Raw genomic sequence first — 20,411 nt, forward strand, 5'->3', positions numbered from 1 at the left:
TACTAAATCTTATGATTGATAGGTAATATTTAGTAACTTAGTCTTTAAACTTTGTATTTTTAAAAAGATCTGAACCAAATTGAGGTAAAACTGAGATCACTAGTTCGCCGATATCTCTATGTAATTTTAAAGTTTAATGACAGTGCTTATTTTATTGGTTAGACATATTTCCATTTATAAAATTAATTTGCACTATTGTTTGGATTAGATTGTGATCTGGATCACTATAATTGGTTTAGTTTGTGTCGTATTGATAATATAAATAATGTGTCGTTAATAGTTGGTATTCTAGTTTCATGACATAATTAACAATGAAAAATATTAAATATTCTGCTAAATGGGATAACTAGCGTATAATTTATTGCGCTAATTAATATAGTTACTAAAAAAGGGCAATAAAATGCAATCATCTAGTCGTCTTTATCAAGCAATTGGTAATGAGCTAAAGTTTTTGTTGAAAAATGGCACATATAAAATTGGCGATCGATTACCACCAGAAAGAGATATTGCTGAAACATTTAGTGTAAGTCGCACAGTAGTACGTGAAGCATTAATCATGCTAGAACTTGAGAATTTGATTACAGTAAAAAAAGGATCTGGTGTTTATGTAATTGGTTTACCTGATGCAACGTTATCTGAGCAGAATAAACAAATAGAAGAAAATGATTTTGGACCATTTGAATTATTACAAGCAAGGCAATTAATTGAGAGTAATATTGCAGCATTTGCAGCATCTCAAATAGTGAAAGCTGATGTAGTAAAGCTTAGAGCTATTTTGGAGCAAGAGCGACAAATTTTACAAAATAACATACTTGATGATTATAGTGCAGATGAAATGTTTCATATTACAATAGCAAAAGCAACGAAAAACGCTGTATTAGAAGATTTACTCAACGATCTATGGAAAAAACGGAATGCGAGTAAAATGTGGGATCAACTTCATAATTGTATTACCGATAATAGTTACCGAAAAAAATGGCTTGATGATCACGAAAAAATTTTGCAAGCATTGCAAGTTAAAGATGCAAAAGCAGCACGGCAAGCTATGTGGCAGCATTTAGAAAATGTTAAACAAACATTAATGACGGTGTCAGATAGTGAAAATCCTAATTTTGATGGCTATTTATTTGACTCTATTCCAGTTACCATTGTTAACCAATAGTAAATATCATTATAGTACGTAGATTTTCTTTTTAGACAGTTGACTAAAATTTAGAATTAAAAAGCATTAGCAAAAAAGCAATAAAAAATTGACAAAAACTGACAAATAAAGTCGAAAGCATTGTATTTGTCAGTTAAGAGTAATAAACGATCATTGATTGGCCTTTAATTAGGATATACTATGCTAACTTTTATTTTCTCTAATAAATGTCCATAAAACAACAGCGCCTATCACATCAAAAAAAGCTAACGCGATAAAAAATGGGCCATAACCAATAACACTTACAAAGGCTCCAATAAATAAATTAAAAATCATCTGTCCTGACCATGCATATGCACCTTGTCATACTATCACAAATTGCCCAGTCGCTTTTTCCTGTATTTAATAATCGATCTATAAACAAAGCTTGATGAGCTCGGTGAAAAGCACCAAAACCCAAATGAACAATTCTAGATGCTATCGCTTTCCTATCATATATTGGATGTTTTTTTATAAATTGAGGTAAAGTCGAAATTTTTAGCATATTTATATCACCATTTAGTTTTAAGTTTAATGACAGCATTTATTTATTGGCTAGACATATTTTCATTTATAAAATTAAATTCCACCACTATTTTGATGGAATTGTGATCAATGCCACTATGTTGAGTTTATTTTTATTTAATATTGACAATAGAAATACTCTAATATTAATATTGGTGTGCCAATTTGATGGTGTGTTTAATAAGGTTAAAATATTAATATAGCCTGATTAAATGCCATAATTAATAATATTTAGAAATTAAGGGAGCATCTAGCTATCTACCTTTTACGAACCAAGCAGATTAAATACAAGTTACAAAAAGTGGTCTAATAACTGCAAGAAAATGTTATAAACATTACAAATAAAAGATGCAAAAGCTATACACCAGTTTTTGTGGCAATATGGAAAATATAAAAAACAAACAATAGCTATTTGAAATAGTGAAAAACTAAGCTTTGATGATTACTTATTTGATGCTATTTCAGCTTCATTGTTAGCTAGTAATAAATAAACATCTCAATATTGTTTTTGTATTTTTTCTTTAAATAAGTTAAGTAAAAATTACTGAGGAGATTTAAATGGAACAAACAATGCGTTGGTTTGGTCCAAGTGATCCTGTATCACTAGATGACATAAAACAATCAGGAGCAACTGGAATTGTAACAGCACTTCACCATATCCCAAATGGTGAAATTTGGACAATTGAAGAGATCGAAAAAAGAAAAAAAATCATTGAAAATAAAGGGTTTGTTTGGTCAGTGGTTGAAAGTATACCCGTTCATGAAGACATTAAAACTCATAGTGGTGACGTCGAAAAATATATTGCTAATTATCAACAATCTATTCGGAATTTAGCTACGTGTGGTATTGATACTGTTTGTTATAATTTTATGCCCGTTTTAGATTGGACCCGTACAGATCTTGCATACGAGTTACCTGATGGCTCAAAGGCCTTGCGTTTTGACCAAGTGGCATTTGCAGCATTCGATATCTATATACTACAAAGACCTAATGCAGAAAAAGATTACTCAAAAGAAGATACTGTTTTAGCTAAATCTTATTTTGAAAAAATGACTCAAGCCGATAAAGATAAACTTATTGCAAACATCATTGCCGGTTTACCTGGCGCAGAAGAAGGCTATTCACTTGATCAGTTTAGGGCGCATCTTGCAACTTATGATGGGATTGATAAAGTTAAGTTACGTGAAAATTATGCTCTTTTTTTAAAAGCTATTGTACCCGTTGCAGAAGAAGTTGGTATTGTCTTAACTGTTCACCCTGATGATCCTCCTCGCCCAATTTTAGGATTACCGCGAATAGTATCAACAATTGAAGATATGCAGTGGATAAAAGAAACTGTTGACAGCATACATAATGGTTTTTGTTTTTGCACAGGTTCTTATGGAGTTCGTAGTGATAATGATTTAGCAACAATGGCTGAAAAATTTGCTGACCGTGTTCATTTTATTCATTTACGAGCTACTGTTCGTGAAGATAACCCCCTATCTTTTCATGAAGGCGATCATTTAGCTAGTGACGTAGACATGTATTCGGTAATGAAGGCACTTATAACAGAAGAGCAACGTCGTAAAAAAGCGGGAATTAAACGATCTATTCCTGTTCGCCCAGATCACGGGCATCAAATGTTGGATGATCTGAAGAAAAAAACAAATCCTGGGTATTCAGCGATAGGTCGTTTACGTGGTTTAGCTGAAATTCGAGGTGTTGAGTATGCAATACTACGAACTTTTTTTAATTAATAAATGCGTAAATCCTAACAATTTCGATGCCCTTTTAAGGGCATTTTTTATTTTATATAAAAATAATAATTGATTTGAAAAATGAATAAGAGTTATTGATAATCTTCAATTAAATCATAAAATATTATAAGAGCATTTAACAATAATAGATTAGCATTCCGATAAAAATAGTATCGTAATACATAAAATGCTATTAAAGCATAACTATTTTGACATTCTATCCCTTTAAGCGTTATATTAATTATGATATTTTCTACATCTATATCATTAAGCAGTTTTTTATAAGCAGTTTAAAATTAAGAGGTGTAATATGGGTATCTTAAATAATATTTTTTCTAAAGTGTTTCCTAGTGCTCAAGCAACAGTAGATCATGCTGTTGAGGCAGTAAAAGATAAAGTCGGAGATATTACTGGCTCGGTTAAAGATACAGTATCAAAAGGTGCTGAACAGGTTAAGGAAAAGACAGAGCAGAGCACATCAGCATCAAATGTTGATGTTACGTCTATTCTTGATAATTTAGCTAAAAAACATCCTGAAGCGCTTAACTGGAAAACATCTATTGTTGACTTGTTGAAATTGTTAGGCATAGATAGTAGTTTAGATGCGCGTAAAAAATTGGCGCAAGAGCTGAATTATACCGGTAGCACTGATGATACAGCAGCAATGAATACTTGGTTAATTAAAGAAGTTATGAAGAAAATTGCAGAGAAAGGCGGCAATATTACTCATTTATTTTCTTGATTTTCCTATCTTAAAATAATAGCAATCCACCCAATATTGGGTGGATTTTTTATAATAGCCAATTAGCTATTGTACCCTTTCGCGCTAAATCAACAAATTGCCTTAAAAGCGTGTAATTGGTTCATTGCAGCATCAATCCCCTGAGATAATATAATATCAGTACAGCGCACTGATTCATCAATAGCTTGATCAATTAACGCCTGCTCTGGTTTAGATGGGGGGGTAAGAACGTAACCGACAACTTTATTCTTATCGCCTGGGTGACCAATACCAATTCTTAATCGATAGAAATTTAAATTATTACCCAATTTACTAGCGATATCTTTCAGCCCATTATGCCCACCATGACTACCACCAAATTTAAGTTTAGCAATACCAGGATTCAGATCCAGTTCATCATGTACAACTAATATTTCTTCTGGGGTTATTTGGTAAAATTTTGCCATAGCTTGCACCGCTTTACCACTTAGGTTCATGAATGTAGTTGGTACTAACAAACGCACATCATGATTAGAAATATTGACTCGTGATGTGTAGCCAAAAAATTTTGGCTCGTTTTTTAATGATTGATTATAACGCTGAACCAATTGTTCAATAAACCACGCACCAGCATTATGCCTTGTTGCAGTATATTCATTTCCTGGATTGGCTAGCCCTACAATCAGTTTTATCGTTGTCATAATGTTTATTATTTGTTGGTCTCTTGTGAAAAAAGCCCCAAATGGGGCATTTTAATTAATGGTAAAATAGATTATTGATGGAACATAGCTGAAATTGATTCTTCGTTACTGATCCGACGAATTGCTTCAGCAAGCATACCTGATAGTGTTAACTGGCGAACATTTTTCAGTGCTTTTACTTCAGCTGTTAGTGGAATTGTGTCACAAACAACAATTTCATCAATAGCACTGTTTTTAATGTTACTTACTGCCTTTCCTGAAAAAATTGGGTGTGTTGCATAGGCAAACACTCTTTTGGCACCCCGCGCTTTTAAAGCATCGGCTGCTTTACAAAGTGTTCCTGCTGTATCAATCATATCATCCACTAAGATACAGTCTCTATCCGCAACATCACCAATGATATTCATCACTTCAGCTTCATTTGCACGCTGACGACGCTTATCAATAATTGCCATATCAGTATCATTAAGGAGTTTTGCAATAGCTCGAGCTCGAACAACACCGCCAATATCAGGTGAAACTACGATTGGACGCTCAAACTCACGCTGCAACATATCTTCTAAAATAACAGGGCTACCAAATACGTTATCGACAGGTACATCAAAAAAACCCTGAATTTGTTCTGCATGAAGATCAACGGTTAAAACCCTATCAACACCAACAGTGGATAAAAAATCAGCAACGACTTTAGCGGTAATAGGTACACGAGCCGAACGAACTCGGCGATCTTGTCTTGCATAACCAAAATAAGGAATAACAGCAGTAATACGACCCGCTGATGCACGTCGCATAGCGTCGATCATGACCAGTAATTCCATTAAATTGTCATTGGTAGGAGCACAAGTTGATTGAATAATAAAAACATCTTCACCACGGACATTTTCATTGATTTGGACATTAACTTCACCATCACTAAAACGGCTTACCACAATGTCACCAAGTGAAGTATAAAGGCGATTAGCTATACGCTTTGCTAGTTCGGGTGTGGCATTACCAGCAAAAAGCTTCATATCAGGCACGAGAAATCCTCAAGCATGTATTGATGATTACTTAATTGTAATCGGTTAAATCGGGGCTATAATTATATAATCATTTATCTATCATGCTCAACCACAATATAAAAATATTTAATAAGTTTTTATAAATCATTCATTAAAAAATTCAACTGTAAGATACTTTTGCTGTGAGGAAAAAATCGAGTAAACTAGCAAGCAAACTATCAATTAGCTTTAATAAATTTCATAACCTAAGTAGATACTGTGATGAACGAACAATTAAACTCAGATAACGAAAATATCAAATCTAAAAGAACCATTCGTAGTTTTGTTTTACGACAAGGTCGTTTAACGAAAGGGCAAGAACAAGCACTAAACAATTTATGGCCTGTTTTTGGAATTGAGTATGATGCAAATTCACCCATTTATTTTGCTACTGGCAAACCAACCGTTTTGGAAATTGGATTTGGTATGGGGGCTTCGTTAATTGAAATGGCTAAAAATGCACCTAATAAAAACTTTTTAGGCATTGAAGTGCACAAGCCTGGGGTGGGGGCTTGTTTAATGGCTATTGAAGAAAACCAATTATCGAACTTAAAAGTGATGTGCCATGACGCTGTTGAAGTATTAGAAAATATGATCCCTAATCATTCACTAGATAAAGTGCAAATCTTTTTCCCTGATCCATGGCATAAAGCAAGGCATAACAAACGTCGTATTATTCAGCCTAAATTTGTACAATTAATTCGCCAAAAATTAAAATTGGGCGGTATTTTGCACTTAGCAACGGATTGGCAACATTATGCAGAACATATGTTAGATGTTTTAAATCAGGCAGAAGGTTTTGAAAACTTATCGCCAAGTAGCAACTACATTCCAAGACCTGATGATAGACCGATTACTAAATTCGAAAAACGAGGCCAGAATTTAGGTCACGGCGTTTGGGATCTCCAATTTGTAAACAAATAATTATGTAAAGGAGCTACTATGCAAAATGAAACGATCAATCTACTTCGTCAGCATCGCTCTATTCGTGCTTATAAATCAATATATTTAACTCAAGAGCAAATAATGTCAATTGTTAGATCAGCTCAGTCGGCTTCTAGCTCTAATTTTATTCAATGTTCGACAATTATTCGTATTACTGACCCCAATAAGCGTGAAAAACTAGCTTATTATGCTGGTGGCCAAAAATATGTTAACCAAGCCCCTGAATTTTGGGTGTTTTGTGCCGATTTTAATCGGCATTATCAAATTGATCCACAACTAAGCCTAGGGAAAGCTGAGCAGCTATTATTGGGCTGTATTGATACTGCTATTATGGCACAAAATGCAGTGATTGCTGCTGAATCCTTAGGATTAGGCGCTGTATACATTGGCGGATTGCGCAACAGCCTTGATAAAGTTACTCAATTACTTGACTTGCCCAAATACGTCCTTCCACTTTTTGGACTTTGCCTTGGCTATCCAGATGATAATCCAGAAATAAAACCAAGATTACCACAAGATCTAGTCTTTTTTGAGAACCATTATCGCCCCATTGATAGGGAAATTTTGGCAAAATATGATGTTCAAATGGATGATTACTATAAAGCTCGTAGTACTAATCAAAAAGCTGGCGGTTGGAGCAATAAAATTGTGAATACAATAAACAACGAGCAACGCGATTTTGTTTTAAATTATTTGCATAAACAAGGATGGATCGTCAAATGAATAATAATCATTATCAGCTAGATAAAGTCGTTATAATTAGTCGCCACGGTATTCGTACTCCATTACACAATACTTTACAGTTTTTAGAAAAAGCAACGCCTTTTAAATGGCCAAAATGGAACCATCCATATGGTTATTTAACAACACGAGGTGGCGTGTTAGAAGCCTATTTTGGCCACTATTTATCAACTTGGCTTGAAAAACACAATATAAAATTATCAAAAACCGATACCAAATTATTTGTGTATGCTAACAGCCTGCAAAGAACAGTTGCAACCGCTCAATTCCTGGCAATTGGCGCCTTTGCTGGGTATGATATTCCTATTCATCACAAATATTCTATTGAAAATATGGATCCTATTTTCGATCCTAGTTTGCGAGATGATTCGCCAGAATTTAAATATGCAGTATTGCATGATATTAAAGAAGCCAACAAAGCCACCAACATCTTTGAAAATCTAGCCCCTGCTTATCAAATCCTTTCCGATATTTTAGATTATAAACACTCAAAGTTATATGCCGAATATCAATGTAATTTAGCTAAAATCCCATCACAACTCTATTTCAAAAAACATGAAGAACCAGCGCTACTTGGACCTCTTGCAATAGGAACTTCGGCCGTTGATGCGTTTTTATTACAATACTATTCAGCCTTTCCAAAAGAACAAATTGCATGGGGAAGACTAACTAGCCAAGAACAGTGGCAACAAATTATCGCTATTCGTAATCAATATATTCGTTTAGTTTTCCAATCTAAAACGCTTGCTAAACATTCTGCTACCCTCATTATCAATATGATAAGTGATCTAATACAACGAGATAATAAAGTAAACCTACTTGTTGGTCATGATAGCACTATTGCCGCATTACTTGGTGCATTAGACTTTAAAGACTATCAACTACCAAATCAATTTGAAACAACACCTATTGGTGGCAAGATCACTTTACAACGTTTTCGTCACCTACCTACAGATAAATACTTTTTTAATGCCGAATATATTTATCAAAGCTTTGAACAACTACATAGCGGGCAAGCGCTTGATGCCAATAATCCACCACAACATTATCAACTACATTTGAACAATGCTTCTGTTAATAGTGACGGTTATTACGATTGGTTAGACTTTGAAAAACGAATGAAACCTTTTATAACAAAATAATGCACGATTCAATTATCCGACTAACACCATAAATAGCTAATAATTATAAAAGTTAGGCTAATTTTATTTAGCAAAAGGTTAATTATCAAAACGTTTCAGGTAGAATTACATTTTAGTATAAATATTTATTGTTGGGCTTACTTGAATATTAGGCAGGTATAATATTCAAGTAAGCTAAATTAGCACAATAATATAATTTATTTCAAAACCAATTGCCATCTAGCAATTCCAACCAATTATTTTAATCTTATTTTTCTAAATTCTAAACATAAATCTAGATGGGTAAAGTTATATAAAATACAAAATAAAATTAGTAATGAAATACAATCGATTTTACCAAGTGTTATCCCGATCACTTTTTCCTCGTTCATTCCATTATTTGCCCTTTTTTTTGACTTTTAATTAGCCTAATTTTGTGTAAATCAGGGTTAACAAAACATCTTCTTTGGATTGTCATACAGCTTTCTGTGTTGTTTGCCTCATTTTTATCTTTGTTTTAGGATCGTTGCTTCAATTTAATGTAACCTTAGGTGCAATTGCTAGTAGGTTTTGTTTTGCAAAACAACTATATATTATGTTTATATAGGTTTTATGTATGTTAAAATAGGATTTGAAAGATCATACCTAGTTTTTGGTTTTATCGCATTTAGTTTTACGCGAATATCTTCTTTCACACTATCAGTCCGTGGTCCATGGGATCTATGGAAGCAGAAAAACAGCGAACAATCTGAGCTCTGGCAGATACTCTCTGTAATAATTACATTAGATTAGGATATATTATGAAAATATTAGTTACTGGTGGATGCGGATATATAGGAAGCCATACGTGTGTCCAACTTATTAAATCCGGTTATACACCAATTATTATTGATAATTTGTTCAACAGTAAAGTATCAGTATTAGATAGAATACAAAAAATCACAGGTCAATCGGTCGATTTTTATCAAGGTGATGTGTGTGATGAAAAATTATTAGCTAAGATCTTTACAGAACATGATATCAAAGCAGTGATTCATTTTGCTGGGTTAAAAGCAGTTGGTGAATCAGTACACAAACCTCTCGAATATTATGAAAATAACGTTTACGGCAGTATCACTCTAATGAAAGCAATGCGAGAGGCAGGTGTTAAGCAGCTAGTGTTTAGCTCGTCGGCCACCGTCTATGGCGAACTCGCCCCTGTACCTTATGTTGAAACCTTGCCACAAGGGCTACCGACTAGCCCATATGGCAAAAGTAAATTAATGGTAGAACAATGTATAATGGATTTAGCTGTTGCCGAATCTGATTGGTCACTGACTATACTACGGTACTTTAATCCTGTTGGGGCCCATTCAAGTGGATTGATGGGCGAAGATCCTCTAGGCATTCCTAATAATCTTATGCCATATATTACTCAGGTTGCTGTAGGTAAGCGAGAATCATTAGCTGTTTTTGGTAATGATTACCCAACAACAGATGGGACTTGTATTCGTGATTTTATACATGTCGTTGATTTAGCTGATGGACACATTGCTGCACTAAAAGCCGATCACGACAAAGCTGGTGTTCATATTTATAATTTGGGTTCTGGTATTGGTTACAGTGTATTACAAGTGATCAAAGCTTTTGAAAAAGTATCAGGAAAAGCGCTTAACTGGCACTTTGCGCCAAGGCGATCTGGCGATTTACCCGCGTTTTGGGCTGATGTCAAAAAAGCAGAACATAAATTAGGTTGGAAAACCAAATTAACACTAGATGACATGGTAAAAGATTCGTGGAATTGGCAATCAAATAACCCTCAAGGCTATCCTGATTAAGTTGTATGACATCGATAAAATAAACAAAATTAAAATAGAAGTAAAAATAGCTAATTTTAATCCGATTGATCCCCCTTTTTCGTTATAATTTATTAATCAACCAATAGGTGCGCGTTTCGCCACATAGAGCAAAACGGCCCTGACAAGGACAAGAAGAAACATTTATTCAAGAACAAAATCCTAGTTATTATTCAACTTGTTTTTTTGTACCTTAGATGGCACCAAGTTAGCATTAATTGGTCAAGATGCCGAAAACCAATTGTGGCATAATAGTTCAATTAATATCTGCACTTGAACAAAGTCAACATGCATTACTGATCGATTGCCGATCATTAAAAGCTAAACTTGTTTCTATTCCTAGAGATTTTTCTGTGATTATCATTAATTCAAATATCAAACGAAGTTTAATTAACAATGAATATAATGTTCGATGTAAACTATGTGAGGTAGCAGTCAAAGCCCTTAAAGTAAAATAACTAAGAGATGCTTCATTAACCGAATCACAATATATTTAAAACTTGCTTGCTCCCATTGTATTCAAACGGTCTCATTATGTAATCACTGAAAACGAACGCACGCTAAAAGTGACGCAAGCTTTAGTGGTAATTATAAATTATTATCAATACTTATGATCAATAGCCACAACTTAACGCGTGATGATTATTGAAATAATTCACGGCGTAATTGGTAAACTAGATGGTGTACGGATGGCTAGTGGTAGCTTTGGCGGATATGTTGTGGTATTAGTGCCAAAAGATAAAGTCAATCCGGTTAGAGCGGTTGTTAGCGATAATTAGGCTAAAAATTGGTATTAAAAAAGGTTTTTACGGCTGTAATTCAAGTGAATGGTTCAGTGTGATATGCCTATAAAATAAATTATTACACTTTTAAATAAGCAAGCAATGCATATCAAATTTCCAAACCGAGGAGGTGACATGGTTCTCTTGTATATTACCAGTTAACGGGCAAAATTGCGAAGCCTTACTTGAATGCCAATCACTAGAACAATACCAACAATAAGATGCCTATTTAGGTGTTACAATTGATATTAACAATAAACATTATCTAATTAGCACTAACCAATGTGCCAATCTGTTATATGGTGGAAAATTAGGTTTTGACAAAAAACGATAGCAAATTTAAGCCCAATTCGAGCAACAGGTAACATTTTGATTAATTTCTCCTGATAAAGAGTAGGGTGGCTGGCTAGCTGAGTGTAAAAGCCACATCAGTTAATTTAACTAATTACGCTTATTTTAATCTTGATGGAGAAATAAGTTAGAATATCCTTAATCACAGTTTGTGGTGCTAACTTAATTTACAATAATTATTTGGTGAAAGCCATTAAATACGATATGGATTTGTAACAACCCGAACTTTTATTTAGGCAAACTACATGAAAGATGAAAGTCTTGAGCGGTAAATAAATGGCGGTTATGGGCATATTTACTTATTAGATAAAACACAGACTATTGCAACTCAACTTATTTCGCCTGCTCAAAAAGTAATAATGAATGTAATAACAACTCAACCTTCATTACAAATATATACAGGTTGTTTTTTCAGAATAAGCCAAACTGATACAATGGTAAATATGGGAATTTTGCAGGTGTAGCACTAGAAGCACTGTTTTTACCCGATAGTTCTCGTCATATTGAATGGTCACAACCAAGTAGGCTTTTACAGACTTAACAAATTCATGATCACCTAACGACTTAATTTGTTATAAATTAAATCATTTGACTCATTTACGGACATATATTGATAGAAACTAGCTTTTTTCTGTAAGTATTCCTCGTATATGTAAATTGAATAAAAGAATTTGTACGTTTAAACTAACAATCCTAATCAAAATTGGGTATGATACGGTTATCATACCCAATGGATAAATATAAAATATGACAAGCAAAGCCTTAACAGCTATTTTTCCGGGCACTTTTGACCCTATCACCAATGGTCATATTGACCTTGTGACACGAGCCTCGCTACTATTTCCTCGATTAATCGTTGCTATTGCTGAAAATCCTAATAAACAAACACTGTTTACCCTAGAAGAACGGGTAAATTTAGCATCAACTTCGGTCGAGCACTTGCTTAATGTCGAAGTGATAGGATTTGATAATTTAATGGCAAATTTTGCTCAAACTCATAATGCTACAGTCATTGTTCGTGGAGTCCGAACAACACACGATTTTGAATACGAAAGGCAACTTGCTGAAATGAATCGTGCGTTAAAATCCGATTTAGACACCATTTTTTTAATGCCATCAATTGCGATGGGGTTTATTTCATCAACAATCGTGAAAGATGTCGCCTATCATGGTGGTAATATCACAAATTTAGTGCCAAAGCATGTCAAAACAGAATTACTCAAACGCTTAATATAAATTAAAAAAACGTCTATGGCTAATTTTTATACCCAACAGAAAAAAAAACTTACTAAACAAAAATTGATAGTAACAATTGCATCCTTAGATGCTTTTGGGCAAGGAGTTGCTAGTTATAAAGGTAAAACAGTTTTTGTTAAATCAGCTTTGCCTGATGAAACCGTTGATATTGAACTGACTGAAGACAAAAAAAATTATGCTAAAGCCAAAGTCATTAGATATCATAATCAAAGCCAAAATCGCGTTAAACCACAATGTCAATATTATCAGCAATGTGGTGGTTGTGAATTGCAACATATTGCACCTCATTTGCAACAACAAGCAAAATATAATGCATTAATTAACCTGCTACAAAAAGAAACGGGACAATCTTTAGCAAATATTACTCAAAATTCCCCCATAATTATTGCCGATCAGCCTTACCATTATCGGCGGCGAGCAAGGCTTTCAATTAATATAGTTAAAGGCGAATTAGTTATTGGATTTCGCCAAGCTGAGTCAAACAAAATAATTAATATTAAACGTTGTCCCATATTAGTTAATGAATTAGATACACTGCTAATACCATTGCAAAGTATATTTAGCAATTTTAAACAGAAAAAAGCACTTGGTCATATTGAATTAATTTCAGTCGACAGTGGTATTATTATTGTTTTAAGGCATACTATGCCTTTACTTGAGTATGATGCTAACTTATTGAAAGAGTTCGCAGAAAATTACAACCTTTCACTTTATTTTCATGGTAAAGATTTAGTACATATTACAGGTAATACAGAGCATTTTTATTTAATTAATCATTTAAAATTAACTTTTAGCCCTCTAGATTTTATCCAAGTAAATTGTAAAATAAATCAAAAAATGATCAATCAAGCACTTGATTGGTTAACATTACAACCAACTGACCAAGTCTTAGATCTCTTTTGTGGTATGGGTAATTTTTCATTACCTATAGCAACATTAAGTAAAACAGTAACAGGTATTGAAGGTATTGATGCACTGGTTGAAAAAGCAAAATTTAACACTATATTAAATAGTAATAGGATTTGTGCTGAAACCAATTTTTTAGCTAGCAACTTAGACGATACTCAACAATTTTCGATATGGAGCCAATCACAATTTAATAAGGTATTATTAGATCCAGCAAGAGCGGGGGCATTAAATGCAGTAATAGAAATTGCAAAATTAGCTCCATCTAAAATTGTTTATATATCATGTAACCCTGCTACTCTAGCTCGCGATAGCAAACAACTTATAGATGCAGGATACAAAATTGCTCAAGTTGCTATTTTAGATATGTTTCCACAAACCAAACATATTGAATCAATGTTGTTGTTAATAAAATCAGGAACATAATTTATGGTAACTATCAGAGGCGCGCACCAACATCGAGAAGAACATTATTCTCTTGCTCAATTTGAAGTTGAGCAATGGGCAAAACAAGAACTATTATTAGCTAACCCAGCATCTTATAAAAAGTTTAGAGAAGTTTGGGATTTTTGTTTTGAAAACAGCGCTGGAGCCTCTGAGCAATTTTTCTGTTTCCAAAATGCTATCGAAATGGTTGAGATCCTATCGACTCTAAATATGGACATCAATAGTTTATGTGCTGCTTTATTGCTTCCTTTTGTTGATGCCAAAATTATTCGCCGTGAGGATATCCCTGAAGATTTTGATCGTGAAATTTCTCACATCATCTCTAACATTGTTAAAATGAAAGAAATTCGTCAATTGCGTGCAATCCGCAACGGTAGTGCTACAACAGAACAAATTGATAGTATTCGTCGCATGCTATTGGCGATGGTTAATGATTTCCGAAGTGTAGTCATCAAATTGGCTGAGCGTATTACCTATTTACGTAATTTAATCAAATCTCCCCAAGAAGAACAAGTTTTGGTAGCTAAAGAGTGTTTTAATATTTATGCACCTTTAGCCAATCGCTTAGGAATAGGGCAATTAAAATGGGAGTTAGAAGATTTCTGTTTCCGCTATTTATTCCCAGACGAGTATCGGCTTATTGCTAAAAAATTGCAAGAAAAGCGATTAGATCGTGAATTATATATCCATCAATTTGTTAAACATCTACAAAAGCTGATGAACAAAGATCATATTCGCGCAGAGGTTTATGGTCGTCCTAAACATATTTATAGTATATGGCGGAAAATGGAACGTAAACATCTTGAATTCGAAGATCTATATGATATCCGAGCTGTGCGTATTATCTGCGATCGAATTGAAGATTGTTATAATGCCTTAGGCATCGTCCACAGCCATTACAAACATATCGCTAAAGAATTTGATGATTATGTTGCTAATCCCAAACCAAATGGTTATCAATCAATTCATACTGTCGTTTATGGCCCACAAGATAGGGCCATTGAAATTCAAATCCGTACTGAACAAATGCACAACGATGCAGAACTAGGCGTTGCTGCTCATTGGAAGTATAAAGAAGGTAGTACCGACAAAATGACAGCTTATGACCAGAGAATTTCTTGGTTAAGAAAATTATTAACATGGCAACAAGAAATGTCTGAACGTGGCGAAATTCAAGAAGCCGTTCGTAGTCAGATTTTTGATGACCGGGTTTATGTTTTTACACCGAAAGGCGATGTTGTCGACTTGCCAGCACGATCCACACCACTTGATTTTGCTTATCATATACATAGTGATGTTGGTCATCGTTGTATCGGTGCCAAAGTTGGTGGTCGAATTGTGCCTTTTACCTATAATTTAAAAATGGGCGATCAAGTTGAAGTTATCACTCAAAAACAACCTAACCCAAGCCGTGATTGGCTAAATTCTAATACAGGATTTGTTAACAGTAGCCGAGCAAGAGCCAAAATTCAAGCATGGTTTAAAAAACAAGATCGTGATAAAAATATTGTTGCTGGTGAACAAATACTAGCAAATGAACTTGAACCGCTAAATATTAGTTTAAAAAGTGTCGAAAAAATCTTAATCAATAAATATAATGCTCACTCTTTTGAAGAGGTATTAGCAGGTATTGGTAGTGGTGATGTAAAAATAAATCAATTGGTCAATTTCATCAATGCACAATTTAACAAACCAACAGCGAAAGAAGAAGACGAAGCAGCATTAAAACAGATTGCCCAAAAATTTAATGCACAAACAAAAAATACTAATAAAGCTAGTAATAAAAAAGGCGGTGCAATTATTATTGAAGGTGTGGGTAACCTAATGTATACCATTGCAAACTGTTGTCGCCCCATTCCTAACGATCCAATTACAGGCTTTGTTACTCAAGGACGCGGGATCTCAATTCATCGGGCTGATTGCGAGCAATTACAAGAACTAAAAAATCATGCACCAGATCGTATCACTCAAGCGACTTGGAATAATACTATCAATTCAAGCTACACAATAGCGGTACAAATTATTGCTAACGATCGGAGTGGTTTGTTGAGAGATATTACCACTATTTTAGCTAATGAAAAGGCAAACGTTCTTGGTTTAATTAGCCGCTCAGATATAAAACAACAATTAGCGACTATTGATGTAGACATGGAAATTTCTCATCAAGAATCGTTAAGTCGAATACTCAATAAAATAAAACAGCTATCTGATGTTATTGAAGCCAAACGTTTTCATGGGTAAAACGGCTGGCGGTTAATTAGCAAAATTGCCACAATCTGATCTGTGGCAATATATTGATAATTATATTCTTTCTAAAATTTCAAATTGGTAATCGTAAGCGTTTTTATCGTCGGCTTGATGATTCTCACAATAAGCTTGTCGCCATGAATCAAATCTGTAATCTGGGAAAAAAGTATCGCCTTGTACATTAGCATTGATATGTGTTAAATAGAGCCGATCCACCATAGATAGCACTTGGTGATAAATATTGCCACCACCGATAAGAAACGCCTCATCTGCCACTTGGCTTTTAGCCACTAATAATGCTTCATCAACCGACTTCGTCCAGCTAATATGCTCATGGTTAATAACCAATTTTTCAGTTTGGCGACTAATAATAATATTGTGTCGATTGGGCAAAGGTCGACCTATAGACTCAAAGGTTTTCCGTCCCATAATAACAGGTTTATTAAGTGTGTTTTTTTTAAACCATGCCAGATCTGCAGGCAAATGCCAAGGCATCTGATTATTTAAGCCAATAACACGATTATGTGCCATCGCAACAATAATACTTAAAATCATTTTTTCCTTTTTATACATAACCCAAAGATTTAATATGTTTATTTACATTCTCAGGAAACACCGTCTGGCTCCAAAGTCGCTCACTCAAAGAACGTAACGGCTCCTTTTGCCCAGCAACAATCCAATTAGCTAGCGCTGTAGCCACATCAGGATAAATTATCGGCTTTGGCGAGGGTAAATCAAGCCAATACTTTAGCTTAATACCGTTTAAGTTTTCCATAACTGTTGCCATATCAAGTGATTGTAAACATTGAGCATTATAGATTTGTTCAAATTGTCCTGAAACTGGCTTAGTAAGAATTTTTTTACCAAGCGCTAATGCTTCGGAAATCAACGCAAATCCTGTATTTGAAATAATTCCTGAACAACTAATCAGCTCATTTGTAAAACTATCTCTACCTAGTGGTTTCAAAGATACATTGCCATAGCTAGTAACTTGTTTTATCTCTGGATGGAAACAGATAAATTGATAATTATTAAATGGTTTTAACATATTAATCACTTCATCTATGCTTTCAAAAGGCAAGTAGACTACGATCTTGCCATCTTCTGATGGTATAGCTTGGAATGAGTCTATCATTGGTGGTAGTAACTTATGCCCAAAATGAAACCAATGTAGGCCAATAGGTTCAGTTACCGGAGCATAATACTTCATAATCACATTTGCAACTAGCCCATATTCTTTAGGCTTAAGATATTCGCATACGGCCTGATTGCTTATTCCTAAACAGTCACGATCCTGATGATGTGCAGCCCAAGCGCTCACTGGTTCAAAATCACTGATAATACAGTCATACTTTGATAAATCAAGCTCATACACATCTTTTATAAGCCTGAAAGCTCGGATTCGTTGCACGGTTTTACGAAAATTAATTTTTCCATTCTGTGTTGCAAAAGTTACTCCACGGAAAGTTCTATAATTCCCAAAAACTTCCATATCAAAATAATCTTTAGGATCACGTCCACTGAAAATATAATCAACATCAGCACCAGCTTTTTTCAATGCTTTAGCTAGTGTTCTACAACGACTAACATGACCATTACCTGTTCCTTGAACACCAAAGAGAATTTTCATATCTTTATTATTCGTCAATTTTAACTATATAAATATAATAGCAGAACAGCTTATTATTATGAAAATTATTTTGCATGATTAAATAAAATTATAGCATTAATAGTTATCATAATTCTGCATTGATTGTGACTAAGCTATCATTTTCTATCTTTTGTTGAGCTTATATATAGATTTTGACAAATACTAATAATTGTTTTTCATTTTGGCAAAAAATGCTAATATATCATTGTTATGACTGTAATTAATTATTGGCAAAAAATTAGCAAACGCTTAATTATCAAAACCGCTTTATCGCACTTATTATTAGGTGTGATTGCTACTGGATTTGGTTTTCACCAAGAAAATGCATTGCCTGCTCAACAGCTGATTTCTCAGGTTGATATTATTGCTATTACTGCAATAGTACAAGAGCATCAATCCCAATTAAAAATTAAACCTCAAACATTCGTCTCATCACAAAAACAGTATTTTGATAAGCAAATTCTTTTACAAAATAACGATGCTCTTTGTCTAAATACAACCATTAGATTATCACCAAATAATGGAATAAGAGCTGGTCCTCACGCTGCCATATAAAGAGTTTATCACTCAATTAAATGAATTTGCCCTATTATAAGGTTATAAGCCTTTATTATTTGTATAAAAAGAATAAGAGAGAAGTTATGTTATTAAAATTATTAACAAAAGTATTCGGTAGCCGTAATGATCGTGTATTAAAAAGTATGCGCCAGCGAGTTGAAAAAATTAATGCACTTGAACCAGCAATGGAAGCATTGTCAGATGTAGAACTAAAAGCAAAAACGGCAGAGTTTAAACAAAAAGTTGCAGCAGGGACCAAATTAGATAATATTTTAGAAGAAGCTTTTGCTGTAGTTCGTGAAGCAAGTAAGCGCGTATTTGGCATGCGCCATTTCGATGTTCAGTTAATTGGTGGTATGGTATTAAATGAACGATGCATTGCAGAAATGCGTACTGGTGAAGGTAAAACCTTAACAGCGACATTACCAGCCTATTTAAATGCGTTAACTGGCAAAGGTGTGCACATCATTACGGTTAATGATTACTTAGCGCAACGCGATGCAGAAAATAATCGCCCTTTATTCGAATTTTTAGGCTTAACTGTCGGTATTAACCTACCCAATATGCCACCACAAATAAAGCGAGAAGCTTACAATGCGGATATCACTTACGGCACGAATAATGAATATGGGTTTGATTATTTACGTGACAATATGGTGTTTAGCAAAGATGCTCGTGTACAACGGCCACTTTATTATGCTTTAGTCGATGAAGTTGACTCAATATTAATTGACGAAGCAAGAACACCGCTAATTATTTCAGGACAAGCTGAAGATAGTTCCGATAGATATATCAGTATTGATAAGATTATCCCTTATTTAATTCGTCAAGAAAAGGAAGACTCTGATCAGTTTCAAGGCGATGGAGACTTTTCAATTGATGAAAAATCACGCCAAGTTAACTTAACTGAACGAGGATTAATAAAAGTCGAAGAGTTATTGATTAAACAAGGCATTATGAAGAGTAATGAATCACTTTATGCACCAAATAATATTGTTTTAATGCATCATGTTAATGCTGCTCTACGTGCCCATCATCTATTTCACCGCGATGTTGATTATATTGTTAAAGATAACGAAATCATCATTGTTGACGAACACACAGGTCGAACAATGGAGGGACGTCGTTGGTCTGATGGATTGCATCAAGCAGTTGAAGCGAAAGAACATGTTAAAATCCAAAATGAGAACCAAACACTTGCTTCAATTACATTCCAAAACTATTTCCGATTATATGAAAAATTAGCTGGTATGACAGGCACAGCGGACACTGAAGCATTTGAATTTAATCAGATTTACGGTTTAGATACAATTGTTATCCCAACTAATCGTCCTATGCAAAGAAAAGATCACCCTGATCTTGTTTACATAACTGAAATAGAAAAGATCAATGCAATTGTAGCTGATGTACAAAAATGTGTAAAAACAGGACAACCTGTTTTAGTTGGAACAGCTTCAATCGAAAAATCTGAACTAGTCTCACAAGCATTTAAAAAAGCAGGAATTAAACACAATGTGCTAAATGCTAAGTTCCATGCTCAAGAAGCCGAAATCATTGCTAATGCTGGGAGTAAAGGAGCAGTTACTATTGCAACTAACATGGCGGGGCGAGGTACCGATATTATGCTTGGCGGTAACTGGCAAAATGATATAGCAAAAATTGA

At 34.2% G+C, this 20,411-nt stretch carries 18 protein-coding genes and 2 pseudogenes; 14 read left to right on the top strand and 6 right to left on the bottom strand.

Annotated features, from left to right (window positions below; translation table 11 throughout):
- The first annotated feature begins 400 nt into the window (after nucleotides 1-400).
- Complete coding sequence (locus A9G42_RS05850) at nucleotides 401-1,162, top strand: FCD domain-containing protein (RefSeq protein WP_065652919.1); 762 nt, start codon at nucleotides 401-403, stop codon at nucleotides 1,160-1,162.
- A gap of 183 nt (nucleotides 1,163-1,345) precedes the next feature.
- Here the strand turns inward: A9G42_RS05850 and A9G42_RS14725 are convergent.
- Together A9G42_RS14725 and A9G42_RS14730 are read right to left on the bottom strand one after the other, a co-directional pair.
- Nucleotides 1,346-1,501 (bottom strand): annotated as a pseudogene (locus A9G42_RS14725) (MFS transporter); the annotation flags it as partial.
- Between the two features lie 10 nt (nucleotides 1,502-1,511).
- A pseudogene (locus tag A9G42_RS14730) lies at nucleotides 1,512-1,685 on the bottom strand (fructuronate reductase); the annotation flags it as partial.
- Between the two features lie 578 nt (nucleotides 1,686-2,263).
- Here A9G42_RS14730 and uxuA point away from each other — a divergent pair.
- Nucleotides 2,264-3,445, top strand: coding sequence for a mannonate dehydratase (uxuA, locus tag A9G42_RS05860; protein ID WP_065652920.1), 1,182 nt, complete (start codon nucleotides 2,264-2,266; stop codon nucleotides 3,443-3,445).
- Nucleotides 3,446-3,755: 310 nt separating this feature from the next.
- Nucleotides 3,756-4,187, top strand: a complete 432-nt coding sequence (locus A9G42_RS05865) for a DUF3597 domain-containing protein (RefSeq protein ID WP_065652921.1) — start codon at nucleotides 3,756-3,758, stop codon at nucleotides 4,185-4,187.
- An 89-nt stretch (nucleotides 4,188-4,276) separates the two neighbouring features.
- Here the strand turns inward: A9G42_RS05865 and pth are convergent, their stop codons facing one another.
- Together pth and A9G42_RS05875 are read right to left on the bottom strand one after the other, a co-directional pair.
- On the bottom strand, nucleotides 4,277-4,867 hold the full coding sequence (gene pth / locus A9G42_RS05870) for an aminoacyl-tRNA hydrolase (RefSeq protein WP_065642859.1): 591 nt from the start codon (nucleotides 4,865-4,867) through the stop codon (nucleotides 4,277-4,279).
- Nucleotides 4,868-4,938: 71 nt separating this feature from the next.
- Nucleotides 4,939-5,886 (bottom strand): ribose-phosphate pyrophosphokinase, encoded by a 948-nt coding sequence (locus tag A9G42_RS05875; protein ID WP_065567626.1) that lies wholly within the window; start codon nucleotides 5,884-5,886, stop codon nucleotides 4,939-4,941.
- A 240-nt stretch (nucleotides 5,887-6,126) separates the two neighbouring features.
- Here A9G42_RS05875 and trmB point away from each other — a divergent pair, with 240 nt between their 5' ends.
- The 9 genes from trmB to relA all read left to right on the top strand — a co-directional run bounded on the left by trmB (nucleotide 6,127) and on the right by relA (nucleotide 16,533).
- A complete protein-coding gene (gene trmB / locus A9G42_RS05880; RefSeq protein ID WP_065567625.1) occupies nucleotides 6,127-6,831 on the top strand; it encodes a tRNA (guanosine(46)-N7)-methyltransferase TrmB in 705 nt (234 codons plus the stop codon).
- Nucleotides 6,832-6,849: 18 nt separating this feature from the next.
- The gene (gene nfsA / locus A9G42_RS05885; RefSeq protein ID WP_065652922.1) at nucleotides 6,850-7,575 is read left to right on the top strand and encodes an oxygen-insensitive NADPH nitroreductase; all 726 of its coding nucleotides are present in this window, start codon (nucleotides 6,850-6,852) and stop codon (nucleotides 7,573-7,575) included.
- The gene (locus tag A9G42_RS05890) at nucleotides 7,572-8,735 is read left to right on the top strand and encodes a histidine-type phosphatase (RefSeq protein ID WP_179854619.1); all 1,164 of its coding nucleotides are present in this window, start codon (nucleotides 7,572-7,574) and stop codon (nucleotides 8,733-8,735) included. The genes nfsA and A9G42_RS05890 overlap by 4 nt, the downstream gene beginning before the upstream one ends.
- Nucleotides 8,736-9,284: 549 nt before the next feature.
- On the top strand, nucleotides 9,285-9,506 hold the full coding sequence (locus A9G42_RS14735; protein ID WP_141672086.1) for an MFS transporter: 222 nt from the start codon (nucleotides 9,285-9,287) through the stop codon (nucleotides 9,504-9,506).
- Nucleotides 9,507-9,514: 8 nt separating this feature from the next.
- Entirely contained in the window at nucleotides 9,515-10,531 is a 1,017-nt protein-coding gene (galE, locus tag A9G42_RS05895; protein ID WP_065652924.1) for a UDP-glucose 4-epimerase GalE, read from the top strand.
- Nucleotides 10,532-11,187: 656 nt separating this feature from the next.
- Nucleotides 11,188-11,328 (top strand): hypothetical protein, encoded by a 141-nt coding sequence (locus tag A9G42_RS13905; protein ID WP_179854620.1) that lies wholly within the window; start codon nucleotides 11,188-11,190, stop codon nucleotides 11,326-11,328.
- A gap of 1,101 nt (nucleotides 11,329-12,429) precedes the next feature.
- Nucleotides 12,430-12,918 (top strand): pantetheine-phosphate adenylyltransferase, encoded by a 489-nt coding sequence (gene coaD / locus A9G42_RS05905; RefSeq protein ID WP_065567620.1) that lies wholly within the window; start codon nucleotides 12,430-12,432, stop codon nucleotides 12,916-12,918.
- Nucleotides 12,919-12,933: 15 nt separating this feature from the next.
- Complete coding sequence (gene rlmD, locus A9G42_RS05910) at nucleotides 12,934-14,271, top strand: 23S rRNA (uracil(1939)-C(5))-methyltransferase RlmD (RefSeq protein ID WP_065652925.1); 1,338 nt, start codon at nucleotides 12,934-12,936, stop codon at nucleotides 14,269-14,271.
- Between the two features lie 3 nt (nucleotides 14,272-14,274).
- Nucleotides 14,275-16,533, top strand: a complete 2,259-nt coding sequence (gene relA / locus A9G42_RS05915; RefSeq protein WP_065567618.1) for a GTP diphosphokinase — start codon at nucleotides 14,275-14,277, stop codon at nucleotides 16,531-16,533.
- 60 nt (nucleotides 16,534-16,593) lie between these two features.
- On the opposite strand, the gene folA is transcribed toward relA, so the two are convergent.
- Together folA and A9G42_RS05925 are read right to left on the bottom strand one after the other, a co-directional pair.
- Entirely contained in the window at nucleotides 16,594-17,094 is a 501-nt protein-coding gene (gene folA / locus A9G42_RS05920; RefSeq protein ID WP_065652926.1) for a type 3 dihydrofolate reductase, read from the bottom strand.
- Between the two features lie 10 nt (nucleotides 17,095-17,104).
- Entirely contained in the window at nucleotides 17,105-18,169 is a 1,065-nt protein-coding gene (locus A9G42_RS05925) for an MJ1255/VC2487 family glycosyltransferase (RefSeq protein ID WP_065567616.1), read from the bottom strand.
- A gap of 231 nt (nucleotides 18,170-18,400) precedes the next feature.
- Here A9G42_RS05925 and A9G42_RS05930 point away from each other — a divergent pair, with 231 nt between their 5' ends.
- Together A9G42_RS05930 and secA are read left to right on the top strand one after the other, a co-directional pair.
- Nucleotides 18,401-18,745 carry a hypothetical protein gene (locus tag A9G42_RS05930; RefSeq protein ID WP_065588587.1) on the top strand — a complete coding sequence of 115 codons (345 nt, stop codon included), beginning with the start codon at nucleotides 18,401-18,403 and terminating at the stop codon, nucleotides 18,743-18,745.
- 86 nt (nucleotides 18,746-18,831) lie between these two features.
- Nucleotides 18,832-20,411: preprotein translocase subunit SecA (secA, locus tag A9G42_RS05935; protein WP_082211965.1), on the top strand; the 1,580-nt coding region annotated here is incomplete at its 3' end.

Source organism: Gilliamella sp. Nev6-6 (genome assembly GCF_001690605.1).
GTDB classification, from domain to species: domain Bacteria; phylum Pseudomonadota; class Gammaproteobacteria; order Enterobacterales; family Orbaceae; genus Gilliamella; species Gilliamella apicola_C.

What these genes read in the sequence shown, in the direction of transcription:
- A9G42_RS05850 (WP_065652919.1), top strand. Translation starts at nt 401, where the DNA reads ATGCAATCATCTAGTCGTCTTTATCAAGCAATTGGTAATGAGCTAAAG.
- uxuA (WP_065652920.1), top strand. Translation starts at nt 2,264, where the DNA reads ATGGAACAAACAATGCGTTGGTTTGGTCCAAGTGATCCTGTATCACTA.
- A9G42_RS05865 (WP_065652921.1), top strand. Translation starts at nt 3,756, where the DNA reads ATGGGTATCTTAAATAATATTTTTTCTAAAGTGTTTCCTAGTGCTCAA.
- pth (WP_065642859.1), bottom strand. Translation starts at nt 4,867, where the DNA reads ATGACAACGATAAAACTGATTGTAGGGCTAGCCAATCCAGGAAATGAA.
- nfsA (WP_065652922.1), top strand. Translation starts at nt 6,850, where the DNA reads ATGCAAAATGAAACGATCAATCTACTTCGTCAGCATCGCTCTATTCGT.
- A9G42_RS05890 (WP_179854619.1), top strand. Translation starts at nt 7,572, where the DNA reads ATGAATAATAATCATTATCAGCTAGATAAAGTCGTTATAATTAGTCGC.
- galE (WP_065652924.1), top strand. Translation starts at nt 9,515, where the DNA reads ATGAAAATATTAGTTACTGGTGGATGCGGATATATAGGAAGCCATACG.
- A9G42_RS13905 (WP_179854620.1), top strand. Translation starts at nt 11,188, where the DNA reads ATGATTATTGAAATAATTCACGGCGTAATTGGTAAACTAGATGGTGTA.
- coaD (WP_065567620.1), top strand. Translation starts at nt 12,430, where the DNA reads ATGACAAGCAAAGCCTTAACAGCTATTTTTCCGGGCACTTTTGACCCT.
- rlmD (WP_065652925.1), top strand. Translation starts at nt 12,934, where the DNA reads ATGGCTAATTTTTATACCCAACAGAAAAAAAAACTTACTAAACAAAAA.
- relA (WP_065567618.1), top strand. Translation starts at nt 14,275, where the DNA reads ATGGTAACTATCAGAGGCGCGCACCAACATCGAGAAGAACATTATTCT.
- folA (WP_065652926.1), bottom strand. Translation starts at nt 17,094, where the DNA reads ATGATTTTAAGTATTATTGTTGCGATGGCACATAATCGTGTTATTGGC.
- A9G42_RS05925 (WP_065567616.1), bottom strand. Translation starts at nt 18,169, where the DNA reads ATGAAAATTCTCTTTGGTGTTCAAGGAACAGGTAATGGTCATGTTAGT.
- A9G42_RS05930 (WP_065588587.1), top strand. Translation starts at nt 18,401, where the DNA reads ATGACTGTAATTAATTATTGGCAAAAAATTAGCAAACGCTTAATTATC.